The sequence below is a fragment of the Sphingobacterium paludis genome, assembly GCF_004364125.1.
GTDB lineage: Bacteria > Bacteroidota > Bacteroidia > Sphingobacteriales > Sphingobacteriaceae > Sphingobacterium > Sphingobacterium paludis.
Genome location: NZ_SNZV01000004.1, coordinates 197415 through 211948 on the forward strand (window position 1 = coordinate 197415; position 14534 = coordinate 211948).

Below are 14534 nucleotides of genomic sequence, written 5' to 3' on the forward strand. Positions count from 1 at the left end.
TCACAATATCTTTACGGATGAATGCCGTTTGGTTCGAGATAAATCATCGCGCACAATACGCCCTATTAAAAGTAAAAAAACTTCGCTGGATTTAGTTTCTTGTTATGCTGTGTTACTTCGTAATGGAGGTGTGGGCCAGTGCTTCTTCCAGTGCTACCTAACAGACCGACAATTTCTCCGGCTTCGATGGCTTCTCCACGTTTGACCCGGGTTCTGGTAAGGTGGGCATAGCGTGTCTCATAACCATGGTTATGTTGTACCATAACCACATAGCCGTAGTCGCCTTTGTAGCCCGCAAATACCACTTTGCCTTTAGCCGTAGCTCGTACGGGATCGCCAACCCGTCCTTTAAGATCTACACCCGCGTGCATTTCGCGGCCTCTATTGGTAAAAGGGTTTCGCCGGTAACCAAATGCAGAGGTAATACGACCGGGGTGGGGCACGCCAAAGGGCATACCATCCAATTTTGTTTCTAAGTTTTTGAGTTGCTTTTTATAGAAAAGAGACAGTTCCACAAGATCCTCATCATCATTCTCAACGGGTCCCCCTGCATTTTTTAGTCGGATTTCTTTTAGACCTCGCGTCCGCATTTTCTTATTGATGCGCTCCAAGGTACTATCGATAGAATGGAAAGATCTTTTCATTTCTTCGGTCGTCACCTGGCTGTTAAAACCCTCTTTTTCCAACTGTCTTTTCTGTTCATTCAGGAAGTCTATTTTTTTATTGTAGGCCAATGTGTATTTTTCGGAAGTCTGCTGCTTAACCACATAAGCAACCGAAAAAACGGTCACAGCGACTAAAGCAACTAGAAATCCTACTATTTTTTTCCAATGTGTAATGATCAAGGTAGGCACTTGCACTCTTTTCGTAGATGTGCCGTCCGTTTCCACGAAAAGTACAGCGGTTTTTTTCTTTAGCATAGCGTCAATAACAAAAACTGTTTTAATAATACGGAGCACAAAGGTACCCGATCAAGTGCTTTATGTTCAATATTTTACATTTTTTAACATTTAGACCCCCTGTTTTTATTGTAAAAAAATAAGCAACTTTGTGCATGTCGTTTGCAGTGAAATTGATGAATTGGTACCGTGAGAATGGACGCGATTTACCCTGGAGAAATACCCAAAACCCTTATGTTATCTGGCTTTCCGAGATTATTCTACAGCAGACCCGCGTGGAGCAGGGGATGCCCTATTTTCATCGGTTTTTGGAGGCTTTTCCAATTGTAACAAAATTCGCTGCCGCAGAGGAAGAAGAGATCCTTCGATTGTGGCAGGGTTTAGGCTATTATTCACGTGCCAGAAATATGCATAAAGCGGCGAAAATGGTTGTAGATGAATATGGGGGGCAATTTCCCACGAGTTATGCGGAAGTCATTCGGTTAGCGGGCGTCGGCGAATATACGGCAGCTGCAATTTCTTCGTTTTCCGCTAACGAAGCAAAAGCCGTCGTAGACGGAAATGTATATCGCGTGTTGTCGCGATACTTCGGTATCGACGAGCCAATTAATGGCTCCAAAGGGAAAAAAGTATTCGCGGAAATTGCGGGAGAAATGCTGGATTTGGATAATGCTGCGACCTATAACCAAGCCATCATGGATTTTGGAGCATTGCAGTGCAAACCTAAAAGTCCGCGCTGCGAAACTTGCATATTCCAATTGGAATGTGTCGCTAATCGAGCGGGAATTGTGGATAAGCTTCCTGTGAAATTAAAGGGCCGAGCCAGCAAAAACCGATATTTCCACTATTTCATTGTACAGAGCGATGACCGCATATTGATGTCAAAAAGAGGGGAGACAGATGTTTGGGCCAATTTGTACGAATTTCCGCTGATTGAAACAGAGCAGGATTTTATGCTGGAAGAGCTTGCGCAAACACCGCTATTTTCGGAATATTTTGAGGAGACCGCTCGATTTACTCCATTGGGCAATATGACGAAGCATATTTTGAGCCATCAAAATATTTACGCCCGGTTTTATTTGCTGCAAGATGCCCAATCCCTGCGCACTAAAAAAAGCAATTGGAATTATTTTTTTGTAGAAAAAATCGATACATTAGCTAAACATAAACTTATATTTTCTTTTCTTGAGAAGAATAAACAGCTAATTAATCCTAAATTTTAACTATGGCAAGTGTTAACAAAGTAATTTTGGTTGGGCATTTGGGCAAAGACCCTGAAGTACGATATCTAGAAGGTAATATCACCGTTTGCAGTTTTCCATTAGCCACCTCAGAAACCTATACCAAAGATGGTGTCCGGATGCAACATACGGAATGGCATAATATTGTGATGTGGCGTAATCTAGGCGAGATGGCCGTTAAATACCTAAAAAAAGGTAAGCTTGTTTACATTGAAGGCCGTTTACGCACGCGAAACTATGAGGACAAGGAAGGGACAAGGCGCTTCGTTACCGAAATCGTGGGCGAAAGCTTCAAATTACTCGGAAGACCATCTGATTTTGGCCAAGCTACCAAAAGTACAAATGCGGAAAATGCAACCGAAGAGGTGGAAAAGGAGCAGGAAGTCGATTTTACGGAAACGGATAATGACACCGATGGATTACCCTTTTAATAGGACTACGCTTTAGATTCTCACTGAAAATAAAGGCTGCTTGGGCATAAGTTTTAATATTTTGCCGTATCTTTGGACACTATGTTGCAGGACAAAATTAAGCAGTATTCAGAAGAGATCAGTCAATTCACGCCGACATCGGCTGCTGATGTGGAACAATTTCGGTTAAAATTTCTCGTGTCTAAAGGACTCGTTAAGGCGCTTTTCGACGAATTCAAGTCTGTTGGCCCTGAAGAGAAACGGACCTTGGGCAAGGTTTTAAACGAGTTTAAGCAGCTTGCCGAGCAGACGTTTACAGATGCACAAACGAAATTTTCCGGAACATCGGATAAACAGGCAAAAAATGAGGGCGATCTTACCTTACCTGGAGAAGGCTTTCAACTAGGTTCACGTCATCCGTTGTCGTTAGTACGCAAAGAGATAGTCGAAATCTTTAAAAAGTTGGGATTTATTGTAGCGGAAGGCCCAGAGATTGAAGACGACTGGCATAACTTTTCTGCGCTTAATTTTCCGCCAGAACATCCCGCCAGGGATATGCAAGATACTTTTTTTGTCGAGAAAAAGGATGGCAACGATATTGCGCTGCGCACGCATACCTCATCGGTACAGGTGCGCTTAATGGAGATGGGTAAGCCACCATTTCGAGCAATTATGCCCGGTCGCGTGTATCGTAACGAAGCCATATCGGCAAGAGCACACTGCTTTTTTCATCAGGTAGAAGGTTTGTATGTCGATGAGCATGTATCTTTCGCCGATTTAAAGCAAACCCTTTTCCATTTCGTACAAGAATTATATGGTGAGGGTACAAAGGTGCGCTTTCGCCCGTCTTATTTTCCATTTACCGAACCATCTGCCGAAATGGATATCTCATGTACAATATGTAAGGGCGATGGGTGCCAGCTCTGTAAATACTCCGGGTGGGTAGAAATTTTGGGCTGTGGTATGGTGGATCCAAATGTTTTGGAAAACTGCGGTATCGATAGCAAGAAATATGCAGGCTTTGCGTTTGGTATGGGCATTGAGCGAATCACAAATTTGAAATATGAAATTCGCGATTTGCGGCTATTCTCCGAAAACGATGTGAAGTTCCTGTCACAATTCGAAACAGAGATTATTTAAAATATGGTTAGAGGACCCCATTACACTACCGTTTTCACCCCTTTCCCACCAAGACTGTGTTGCGTGACAAATTGCTGTGATCAGGTTCCGAAACAAACTTGTGCGACCACCATCAATCAAGCCGACACTTTCGGTGTTTTCGCTGTAGAACGGCGACCGGAGGGCGATACCCGAACATGGGCAAACGTTCTGTTAAAGCCATATGTGTTCCGGGAAGGCGATTATCTACTTTGCATACAAAACTACCTGCATGGAGTCGGATAAGGTCATATTGTCAATAAAAAAATCGGCTCGTGAGCTCTTCAGACGCTATGGCTATAACAAAACCAGTGTGAATGAGCTTGCCAAACATTCAAAAATAGCGAAGGCCACGTTTTATAAACATTTCTCCAGTAAAGAACTGATCTTGCATGAGGTCTTGATGGATTATATCCGGGAAAATGTGCAGGATATTCTCGATAAGAATGTGCGGGAAAAAGATCTATCTACGTTTTTGGCCAACACAATTCTTCGGGTAAGTCGCGTCACTTACACCGTCTGTAACGAATTTGTAGGCTGGGAGTTTATTCGTGAATCGGCCAATGCACAGGAATACCTGAAAACCCTGTCGGACGACTTGGAATTTCTTCTTCTCAGTTCCTTTATCCAAAATGAAACGATAGGGCAAACCGTGCCCGAAGAACGCTTAACGTTCCTCATTAAATCCAGCAAAAACATTGTTTTTTCCTTTGCTTTTACAGCGGTTACAGAGGCTGACGTACGTAAAAATTTCATCTCGTTCCAAAAGGAAATTTTGCCATATCTTGTACAGGCCACATTGATGTAAGCCGATAGGGTTTAGCACCTCTCTCCCTACTTGTCACGTATTTTCAAAACACCTTTTCCGAGTAAGTGCAGTACATTTTTCGGGATAGCGAGTTGCAATCTTTAACGATTTTACCTCGGTTTATTAGCGCCCTGCTGTTGCCCGTGATGAAAGTGGCCTGGTAGGTAAGGCGAATGTTTAAATCACCGTGCTTTTTTTCGTTTGGCGGATGCGGCATCGATCTATGCACGTATTTGATTAGCAGCGGAGCACTTTAAGGTTCAGGTAAAAAAGCGTACTTTTGCAGCCATTATGGGTAGACGAATTCCACAAGACAAAAAATTTATTGCCGATGTACATATCATAGATATTGCGGAAGAGGGCAAGGGCGTAGCCAAGCAAGAGGAAATGGTGATGTTTATTGAACAGGCTGTTCCTGGCGATATTGCTGAGGTGGAGCTACTCCGTAAGAAAAAGAATTTTGCTGAAGGAAGACTGGTTTCGTTGAAACAGGCGTCTCCCCATCGGGTGGATCCATTCTGTCCGCATTTCGGTGTTTGCGGAGGCTGTAAATGGCAACATATGAATTACCCGGCGCAATTGCAGTTCAAACAGCAATATGTAGATAATGCGCTTCGACGTCTGGGGAAGGTTGATACCCAATCTATGGAAGATATCCTAGGATCTTCACAAACCGAATACTACCGTAATAAATTGGAGTTCACGTTTTCTAACAAACGTTGGTTGACCTCCGTAGATCAGGAGGTTTTGCCAGAAGATATGAATGCATTGGGTTTCCATGTTCCGGGGCGTTTTGATAAAATATTAGATATCGATCATTGTTTTTTACAGCAAGATCCATCAAACGCTATTCGAAACAACGTGCGGGACTTCGCCATTAAGAATGACATATCATTCTATGACCTGCGTGCCCATGAAGGCGTGTTGCGCAATCTCATCATTCGTACGTCTTCCACGGGCGAGATTATGCTTATCGTCGTATTTGCCTACCCTACCGAAGAGCAGGTCGAGCTGCTTATGGCGCATATTCACAATAGCTTCCCCGATTTAACATCTTTGCTTTACATCATCAATCAAAAACGTAACGATACAATTTTCGATCAAGACATTCATCTGTTTGCCGGCCGGGATTTTATTTATGAAGAGATGGAAGGGCTAAAGTTCAAAGTGGGGCCTAAATCTTTTTACCAAACAAACTCCGCGCAAGCTTATGAGCTGTACAAAATTACGCGCGATTTTGCTGGTTTGAAAGGTGATGAACTTGTTTACGACTTATATACAGGCGCTGGTACCATCGCCAATTTCGTTGCTAGAACGGCACGGGAAGTGGTAGGTGTCGAGTATGTGCCATCGGCCATTGAGGATGCGAAGATTAATTCGGCCCTTAACGGCATTCATAACACCAAATTTTACGCAGGCGATATGAAGGATGTACTTACCTCAGACTTTATCGCTGAGCATGGAAAGCCTGATGTGGTCATTACCGACCCTCCGCGGGCTGGCATGCATGTTGATGTTGTAAACCGTATTTTAGAAATGGAAGCCGGTAAAGTTGTTTATGTAAGCTGCAATGCAGCGACGCAAGCACGGGATTTGGCTATATTGCAAGAGAAGTATGTCGTGGAGCGCATTAAGCCAGTCGATATGTTTCCACATACGCAGCATGTTGAAAATGTGGTTCTATTGCGTTTGAAGTAGTTGACATATTCGACCAATTCAAAATTTGAGAAAGCAGGTGCTAAATTTTAAGGTATTCACTTTTGAATTTTAACTTCTCACTTTTGAATTGATGTTTACGACTTTTGACTTCTCACTTTTGACTTTTAACTTTCTAATTTTTACTTTTCAAAATGGATATTGAAGATTTAATGGCTAGAGATTCATCTGGCGACGATCAGAAAGCGGCTAGTCCCTTAAAAAGTTTAAAGCTTGATCTGGACTTTTACAAAGAATCTATCAAAGAAGTGGCTCTCGAAATGATGACAGAAGGGTATACCCTATATCCGATTTTTATTGCCCATCAACACGAGGTGAGTGTGGGAGAGATGTTGTTAGACAGAAACGAACTAAATACGCAATGGACGATCCAGGTGAGCTCTTTTGAAGAATTTGTGGAGCGTGGACTTATCAAGGAAGAGCGCAAGGAGCATTTTACAAAAAACTACAAAAATGCGAACGATTTTATGTGTTTGTTTGTCATCGTACCTGAAGGGGCAAACTTCGTTTTCTATCCTTATGGGGAAAAGCGTTAATAATTTAAAACTTTTTAACATTGGGAAGTCTAAACTATTGTTATTTTTAGCTGAATGTACTTAGGAATAAAACATATCTATATCTTACTCTTCGCCGTTTTGATCGCGCTAAGCAGTGTTGAAACAGCGTCAGCGCAGTCGTCCACAGGTATTTCCGGAATCGTGGTAGCAAAGGGTGGAAGTATCAGGCTAGCTGAGGTAAACGTGCAAAACCTTCGTACAAAAAGGCGAGCCCAGACTAATACGTTTGGTGTATTTATTTTGGAGGCTTCGGTAGGCGACAGTTTATCGTTTACGAAAACAGGCTACGGCCCCGTGAAAACCGTTATACAGACTGCCGAAGATATTCTCATCGAGATGCAGGAGGGATTAACGCTAGAAACGGTCGTTGTGAATAGGATGAGTAAGGAAGCAGAAATGCGCGATATGCTTGATGACTATGCGAAGAAAGGGGTGTACAATGGCGGTAAGAATACCGTTGGTACGTATTTGGGAAGTCCAGCTACCGCGCTGTATAACCTTTTTGGTAAGGATGCTAAAAACGCAAAGCGTTTTGCTAAGATCATGGATCGTGAACTTGAAGAGTCTAAAGTCGACCGGGTTTTTAGTAAGGCTGCCGTTAGCTCATTAACCAATCTTGAGGGCGATGAATTGCAGTCTTTTATGGATTTATACCGTCCTTCTTTTAGTCTGGTGGAACGATGGGGTCAATATGATTTTATGAATTATGTCAAGACATCGATGGAGTCTTGGGAAAAAAACGGGCGTCCCCGCTCTACGCGTTTACCCAAGCTTGATGTGCCGCCACAGGAAAAATAAATTTATTTGCTTTTCTCGCTATTTTCGTAAGAACTTTACATTTTGGCATTCGCTTTGATTAATAGCTGGTATATTACAGTTTAACAGTAAAGAGTTCGTTATGAAAATGAGAAGAAAAATAGCTATATATGGCTTATCCGTTGCAACTTCTGCGATGTTATTAGCAAGTTGTTCGACAATACGGAATACAAGTAATACAACAAAGGGCGCGGCTGTAGGTACGGCTGCTGGTGCTGGTCTTGGCGCGCTGATCGGTGGTAAAGCTGGTAATACAGCTATCGGAGCAATTGCCGGAGCGGCCATTGGTGGTGTTGCCGGCGGTTTGATCGGTAAAAAGATGGATAGGCAAGCCAAAGAAATCGAAAATGAGGTTGCCGGAGCTCAAGTCATCAAGTCTGACGAGGGTATCATTGTGAAATTCGATGAGGGTATTCTTTTCGACTTCAATAGCTCGTCCTTAAAAGCCGCAGCTAAAACAAATATCAATAAACTGGTTACTACATTAAACAAGGAGCCTGGTACCGAAATTTTGGTTATTGGGCACACGGATAATCGTGGAACGTTAGATGTCAATCAAAAAATATCGGAGTCGCGTGCAAATGCCGTTAAAGCATATGCTGTTTCACAAGGTCTAGGTGGTGCGCGAATCAAAACGCAAGGTAAAAATTACTCGGAGCCATTAGCTTCAAATGATACAGATGCTGGGCGTGCGGAAAACCGTCGTGTGGAAATCGTTATCGTTGCTGGAGATAAAATGATCAAGGAAGCAGAAAGCGAAGCGAGTAGATAACAGCTTTTTCGAAAATAAGTATAGAGGGGGTATCTTTTTAAGGTGCCCCCTTTTTATTTAAAAACAAACTAAAAAGATGTATTTTTGAATAAACAAATATTAGGTAATGGCTAAATTAACTCTGCACGAACAAGTAAAAAAGGGTACGGTAGCGGTAAAGGCACTTAGACTTAAGCGACTAAAAAATGGTCTGCCATTTATGATCAACGTCAAGGGAATGGAAGAAAAGTGTTGCTATCTAGAATACCCAGATGGAAATATACATCGTGTAAAGCGATCTTCGAAGGGTAATGATTTTGATATTATTGAAATATTAGATCAGACGCAGGCGATGGCGCTGAAAAGTCGATTTCAGCTTGATTGATGCCAGAACTATTCGTTATAACCGGATCAAATGGCGCAGGAAAGTCTACCGTGGGACCGGCGTATTTTCCTGAACATTTGCAGGAGGTTTTTGATGGAGACAAGCTTTACCTTTCTAGAAAGTCTGATCTATGGAGGTCTGGAATCCGTGTACAAAAAGAACTCAATAGGCAGGCTTCGGAGTTTGTCGAAGTTACGTTTATCAATTTGGTCAACAGCGCGATTAGTAGTAGGCGCGATTTCGCCTACGAAGGTCATTTTTCGCAGGATGAAAGTTTGAGTATATTGCATCAATTTAAAGACAACCAGTATACATTACATCTTATCTTTTTTGGTTTAGAGAATGTTGATACGTCAATGGATCGTGTACTTATCAGAGCAAGAGAAGGTGGCCATAACGTTGATCTACTTACGATTAGGGATAATTATTTCGGGAATCTTAGACAGTTAAATGATCGTCGAAGTTTATTCAATACGATTAAAGTCATAGATACTTCTGAACTGGAGCATAAGGATTTAGTTTTTATTTCCGAAGGAACTATGTTAGAGGCGTTAGATATTGAGCAGCAGCCTAGGTGGTTCTAGACTATATGCCTGATTTAGCCAAGCTTATAAAGTGATTTCATCGTCCAAAAAGGGTTTCCTGTCGATAGTTTGTATGAGCGCATTCTCTGAAAATTTAAAGACTCACGATTCGATTAAATAGCCTCCGTAACCTAATTCAACATTGTGCATACATTTTCAGGGTACCTTTTTTAAACATCTTCTTGTATTGTTAAATTTGGGTCAAGCTCTGCCAAAGTGTCATCAATCTAAGTTTTTATTGTTAGCTTTGTAGTCTTTTAAATGAAGTCATGCTAGAATTAGAACATACTACAAAGACACACGATGAAGCCCGTCAGGGTGAAGCTTTGGAACTGTTGCCAACCGGCAAATCTACGGGTCGTAAATTATATATCGAAAGTTACGGTTGCCAGATGAACTTTTCGGATAGCGAGATTGTCGCGTCGATTTTGTTGGATAATGGTTTCGAAACAACAAAAGATTACAAAGAAGCAGATGTGGTATTTATTAATACCTGTTCTATTCGCGAAAATGCGGAGCAGCGCGTACGTAACCGATTGAAAGAATTTGAGTCTGCAAAGAACAAAAATCCAGGTATGATCGTGGGTGTGCTAGGCTGTATGGCTGAGCGTTTAAAATCCAAATTTTTGGAAGAAGAAAAGCTTGTAGACGTCGTTGTTGGTCCTGATGCCTACCGCGATTTGCCTAATCTTATTGACAAGGTAGACGATGGTGCTAAAGCCGTCAACGTTCTGCTTTCGCGAGAAGAGACCTATGCAGATATCAATCCTGTGCGACTGAATTCAAATGGCATATCGGCATTCGTCTCTATCATGCGCGGATGCGACAACATGTGTTCCTTCTGTGTGGTGCCGTTCACCCGCGGGCGCGAGCGTAGCCGTGATTATCAATCTATCGTCAAAGAAGCACAGGAACTTTTCCAGGCAGGATATAAAGAAGTCACTCTACTTGGGCAAAACGTAGATTCATATAAATACACCACAGCTGTTGCCGAGGGTGAAACAGCCAAGCCAGCGGTTAATTTTGCCCAACTCTTGGCGATGGTTGCCGAGGTAAGTCCAGAGCTTCGCGTGCGCTTTTCGACCTCCCATCCGAAAGATATTACGGATGAGGTGCTTTACACCATGGCTCGCTACGATAATATTTGCAAATACATACATTTACCGGTGCAGTCTGGGAATTCACGCGTGCTCGACCTGATGAACAGAACCTACGATCGCGAATGGTACATGGAGCGCGTAGATGCTATTCGCCGTATTATTCCGGCCTGTGGCATATCGACCGATGTGATTACCGGATTTTGTACCGAAACCGAGGAGGAGCATGCAGAGACGCTATCCATGATGGATTATGTAAAATATGACTTTGCTTATATGTTTGCTTACTCTGAGCGTCCAGGTACATTGGCTGCGAAACGCTATGAAGATGATATTCCTGAACACGTGAAGAAAAGACGATTAACAGAGGTTGTTAACAAGCAACAGGAACATAGCTTATACCGACTTCAACATTTCGTTGGGAAAGTACACAAGGTTTTGATAGAAGGTTTTTCGAAGCGGTCTGATCAAGATTATTGCGGGCGTAATGATCAAAATACAATGGTCGTGTTTCCTGTTGACGAACGATTCAAACCGGGGCAGTATGTTCATGTATTGGCCGAGCGCTGTACATCAGCTACGCTAATGGGACGTGTTGTAGACCTTTAGTATAAAGAGAACTATCGTGGACATTCAAGATATTAAGAATAGATTTGGCATCATCGGTAATTCACCGGTGCTTAACCGTGCAATCGACGTTGCGAAGCAAGTAGCGCCGACCGACATTTCGGTGTTGATTCAGGGAGAAAGTGGCTCCGGCAAGGAGGTTTTTTCGCATATTATTCACCAGATGAGTGCCCGTAAGCACGGGTCGTTTATTGCAGTAAACTGTGGAGCTATTCCAGAGGGAACGATTGATTCCGAGCTTTTTGGACATGAGAAGGGCTCGTTCACAGGAGCACATGAGGCCAGAAAAGGTTATTTCGAAGTTGTCGACGGAGGGACGATCTTTCTGGATGAAGTCGGTGAACTACCTTTGGGTACCCAAGCTCGACTGCTACGTGTTTTAGAAACCGGCGAATACATTCGGGTGGGGTCGTCTAAAGTGCAAAAAACCAATGTGCGCGTGGTGGCTGCAACGAACGTTGATGTCTATGAGGCGGTGAAGAAAGGCAAGTTTCGCGAGGATCTTTATTACCGGCTGAATACGGTGCCGCTTCGTATTCCTTCGCTCCGCGAGCGGAAGGAAGATGTGAACCTGCTGTTTCGCAAATTTATCGTCGATTTTTCCGACAAATATCGTACACCGGGCGTGCAGCTGACGCCTGATGCGCAAGATATGTTGATGAACTACAGTTGGCCGGGAAATGTGCGGCAGCTGAAAAATATAGCGGAGCAGATCGCCGTATTGGAGCGGGAGCGTGTCGTCAACGCCAGCATCTTATCGAAATATCTACCCGTAGAGCATGTATCTTCTTTGCCCGCCTTAGTAAAAGAAGCCAGCAAAGAAGACTTCTCCGAACGCGATCTTTTGTACAAAGTGTTGTTCGACATGAAAAAAGATATGGTGGATTTGAAGAAGTTGGTTGTGGAACTGATTCAAAATGGTGTTAATAAAGGAACATTTGAAGAAAATTCTCCTTATATTAATCAGCTGTATAGTGAGGTAACCCCTTCATCCGCTTATTTGGGTGAGGAGCAGGCATCGCCAAAGCTCACCATTCATAATCCTAACCAAGGCGCCAAGTCGAATAATGATTATATGTCTTATGAAACGCAGGACGCCGAAGAGGTGGAAGAATCTTTGTCATTGGTGGATAAAGAGTCAGATCTGATCAGAAAGGCCCTAAAAAAACACAAAGGAAAGCGTAAAGCTGCGGCTAGAGAATTGGGCATTTCCGAACGAACGCTGTACAGGAAAATTAAAGACTTAAATTTAGATTAGCTTAGCGATCATATGCAAAGAATTGTTACCATTTTTACCTTACTGTCTGTAGTGCTTGTCATGGCCTTTTCGAGTTGCGGTGTCAAATATGGCTTCTCAGGAGGCTCTATACCGGAAAATATGAAAACGGTGAATGTTCAGTTCTTTGAAAACATAGCACCGTTGGTTTATGCTACCTTGGGTCAGAATTTCACAGAGGGGCTGAAAGAGCGTATCAGAAGCCAATCTCGTTTAAGCCAAGTAGATGGAGATGCTGATGCCATGTTTGAGGGGGTTATAACAGGTTATGATATCAGCCCGGCAGCGGTGGAGGCCAATTCTGATCGTGCGGCGTTAAACAGGCTTACCATCACCGTTAAGGTAAAATATACAAACCGCTTAGATGAGACGGGCGAAAGCAATTTCGAACAATCGTTTACTCAATTTCGCGAGTTCTCGGGCTTGGTACAAAACCAGGAAGAAGGATTAACGAGGCAAATCATTAGCTTGTTAACCGAGGATATTTACAATAGAGCATTTGCAAACTGGTAAGGTATATATGGAAAATCAAGGACAGACATTCGCACAATTATATCATCAAGCCCTCGTAAATCCTAAAGAAGTTTCGCAGGAAGACTTTGATCTTCTATTGTCTAGGTATCCATATTCACAACCGTTGCATTTCGCCTTGGAGCGACGTAAGTTTTTGTGTGGCGAGCTTACCAAGCTGGGCAGTCGTGCTATCTTGTTAGCGAGCAGTCCTAATTGGTTACATGACTACATTCAACTCCCGGTCCAAGATATTCCTTTTATTGCAGCCGATGATGAGGATGCGCTGGTTGCAGATCTAACTTCTCCGGCGGTTTCCGCAATAAGCGTACTCCCCGAGCAAGATATACCCGTTTCCGAGCATGCTGAGACGCAGGAGAATCAGGTGAAAGGGGCGGTTGAGACATCGAATGATACCACCGAAGCACCCGCGTTATCCGATATTGACCAAGAAGATGAAGGGGTTGCTGACAGGCGTAACGTTGAGCCCCTAATAGCAGCTGCAAATGAATCAGATCATGTCACAGATAAGCAGATTAGCATTGATCATTCCCACGATGAGACACCGGTAGAAGAAGCTGCTATATCGAATAGCGTCACAGATGATGAGGTTCATGTTGATCATTCCCACGATGCGGAACCAGTAGAAGAAGCTGCTATATCGAATAGCGTCACAGATGATGAGGTTAATGTTGATCATTCCCACGATGAGGCACCAGTAGAAGAAGCTGCTATATCGCATCGTGTGGGAGCGGATGGAACAGCTGCTGCTGATAAGCCGAAGCCTGAAGAAATAGCTGCTGATATTCCTGATGAGGGGAATGCAACAGAAGTTAATGTTGCAGACACAATAAAGGAAGACGGAAGTTTCGCTGATGCAACTTCTGCTGAACAGGCAGAAAATGATGAACGCATTGATGCGGATCGGGAGAACTCGCGAAACATAGATCTCCATTCAGATAGCCTATCGCATTTAACAACCGAGGAAGAAAATGCAGCGCTAGAAAATCTCGTGCATGAAGGTATCGGTGGCGGCGATTATTTTGCATTGCATAATAAGGAGATTCGCTGGGAAACGAATGTTGGTTTAAGCGGGAATAAGGAAACAGGCAAAAATTCCGGTGTAATTTCGCAGCCTGCAGACCCGCAAAAGGAAGAAGATGTAAGCGTTTACAATGACGAGTTGATGCCGTACAGCTTTAGATGGTGGTTGCACAAAACACGGCTGGAATATGCGGATACCTATCAACCATTTGCTTCACCGTATTTACCGACCAATAAGAAATCGTCTTTTGACCCGGAGGCTTTTGATAAAGTCGTTTTGGATCAGCAGATCCGCGAAAACATTATTCACTTGCAGAGTCCTGAAGACAAATTAAGTGATGAAGTTAAAAAACGTGCTGTCACGTTTAGCCGGGTGGATAAAACCACAGAGGTTATTGAGCGATTTATTCGCGAGGAACCTCAAATTCAGCCACCGCCGGCGGACCAGCTTAATATGGAAAACAAGGCTAGGAAAAGTTCGGAGGAACAATTTACGTTGGTCACGGAAACCTTGGCCAACATATATGCCAGTCAAGGCATGTATGTCAAAGCCATAGAGGTTTACAAAAAATTAATTTTGAAATTTCCAGAAAAAAAATCGTATTTTGCGACCCAAATTAAAGGGCTGGAAGAGAAACTATATTAACGACTATAA

At 43.1% G+C, this 14534-nt stretch carries 15 protein-coding genes; 14 read left to right on the plus strand and 1 reads right to left on the minus strand.

Translation table 11 applies throughout. The features are described from left to right. Positions 1-65: 65 nt before the first annotated feature. A complete protein-coding gene (locus B0I21_RS09035) occupies positions 66-920 on the minus strand; it encodes a M23 family metallopeptidase (protein WP_133640152.1) in 855 nt (284 codons plus the stop codon). A 134-nt stretch (positions 921-1054) separates the two neighbouring features. Here B0I21_RS09035 and mutY point away from each other — a divergent pair, with 134 nt between their 5' ends. From mutY to B0I21_RS09105, 14 genes are all read left to right on the plus strand, one after another. Next, positions 1055-2122, plus strand: a complete 1068-nt coding sequence (gene mutY / locus B0I21_RS09040) for an A/G-specific adenine glycosylase (protein WP_133640153.1) — start codon at positions 1055-1057, stop codon at positions 2120-2122. Between the two features lie 2 nt (positions 2123-2124). After that, the gene (ssb, locus tag B0I21_RS09045; RefSeq protein WP_133640154.1) at positions 2125-2571 is read left to right on the plus strand and encodes a single-stranded DNA-binding protein; all 447 of its coding nucleotides are present in this window, start codon (positions 2125-2127) and stop codon (positions 2569-2571) included. Between the two features lie 81 nt (positions 2572-2652). Then, positions 2653-3690, plus strand: a complete 1038-nt coding sequence (pheS, locus tag B0I21_RS09050) for a phenylalanine--tRNA ligase subunit alpha (protein WP_133640155.1) — start codon at positions 2653-2655, stop codon at positions 3688-3690. Between the two features lie 250 nt (positions 3691-3940). Further along, positions 3941-4516, plus strand: a complete 576-nt coding sequence (locus B0I21_RS09055; protein ID WP_133640156.1) for a TetR/AcrR family transcriptional regulator — start codon at positions 3941-3943, stop codon at positions 4514-4516. Positions 4517-4807: 291 nt separating this feature from the next. Continuing rightward, positions 4808-6214, plus strand: a complete 1407-nt coding sequence (rlmD, locus tag B0I21_RS09060) for a 23S rRNA (uracil(1939)-C(5))-methyltransferase RlmD (protein ID WP_133640157.1) — start codon at positions 4808-4810, stop codon at positions 6212-6214. Positions 6215-6366: 152 nt separating this feature from the next. Beyond that, positions 6367-6768 (plus strand): hypothetical protein, encoded by a 402-nt coding sequence (locus B0I21_RS09065; protein WP_133640158.1) that lies wholly within the window; start codon positions 6367-6369, stop codon positions 6766-6768. Positions 6769-6822: 54 nt separating this feature from the next. Next, entirely contained in the window at positions 6823-7587 is a 765-nt protein-coding gene (locus tag B0I21_RS09070; RefSeq protein ID WP_133640159.1) for a hypothetical protein, read from the plus strand. A gap of 100 nt (positions 7588-7687) precedes the next feature. Beyond that, positions 7688-8377, plus strand: coding sequence for an OmpA family protein (locus B0I21_RS09075; RefSeq protein ID WP_133640160.1), 690 nt, complete (start codon positions 7688-7690; stop codon positions 8375-8377). Positions 8378-8483: 106 nt separating this feature from the next. Beyond that, a complete protein-coding gene (locus B0I21_RS09080) occupies positions 8484-8741 on the plus strand; it encodes a hypothetical protein (protein WP_133640161.1) in 258 nt (85 codons plus the stop codon). Further along, complete coding sequence (locus B0I21_RS09085; protein WP_133640162.1) at positions 8741-9325, plus strand: zeta toxin family protein; 585 nt, start codon at positions 8741-8743, stop codon at positions 9323-9325. Before B0I21_RS09080 ends, B0I21_RS09085 begins: the two co-directional genes overlap by 1 nt. 269 nt (positions 9326-9594) lie before the next feature. Beyond that, the gene (gene miaB, locus B0I21_RS09090; protein ID WP_133640163.1) at positions 9595-11031 is read left to right on the plus strand and encodes a tRNA (N6-isopentenyl adenosine(37)-C2)-methylthiotransferase MiaB; all 1437 of its coding nucleotides are present in this window, start codon (positions 9595-9597) and stop codon (positions 11029-11031) included. Between the two features lie 16 nt (positions 11032-11047). Beyond that, on the plus strand, positions 11048-12307 hold the full coding sequence (locus B0I21_RS09095; RefSeq protein ID WP_133640164.1) for a sigma-54 interaction domain-containing protein: 1260 nt from the start codon (positions 11048-11050) through the stop codon (positions 12305-12307). Positions 12308-12319: 12 nt separating this feature from the next. Further along, positions 12320-12838, plus strand: coding sequence for an LptE family protein (locus B0I21_RS09100; RefSeq protein ID WP_133640165.1), 519 nt, complete (start codon positions 12320-12322; stop codon positions 12836-12838). A 7-nt stretch (positions 12839-12845) separates the two neighbouring features. Beyond that, positions 12846-14525: a hypothetical protein gene (locus B0I21_RS09105; protein ID WP_133640166.1), complete on the plus strand. Its 1680-nt coding sequence runs from the start codon at positions 12846-12848 to the stop codon at positions 14523-14525. The last annotated feature ends 9 nt before the right edge of the window (positions 14526-14534 follow it).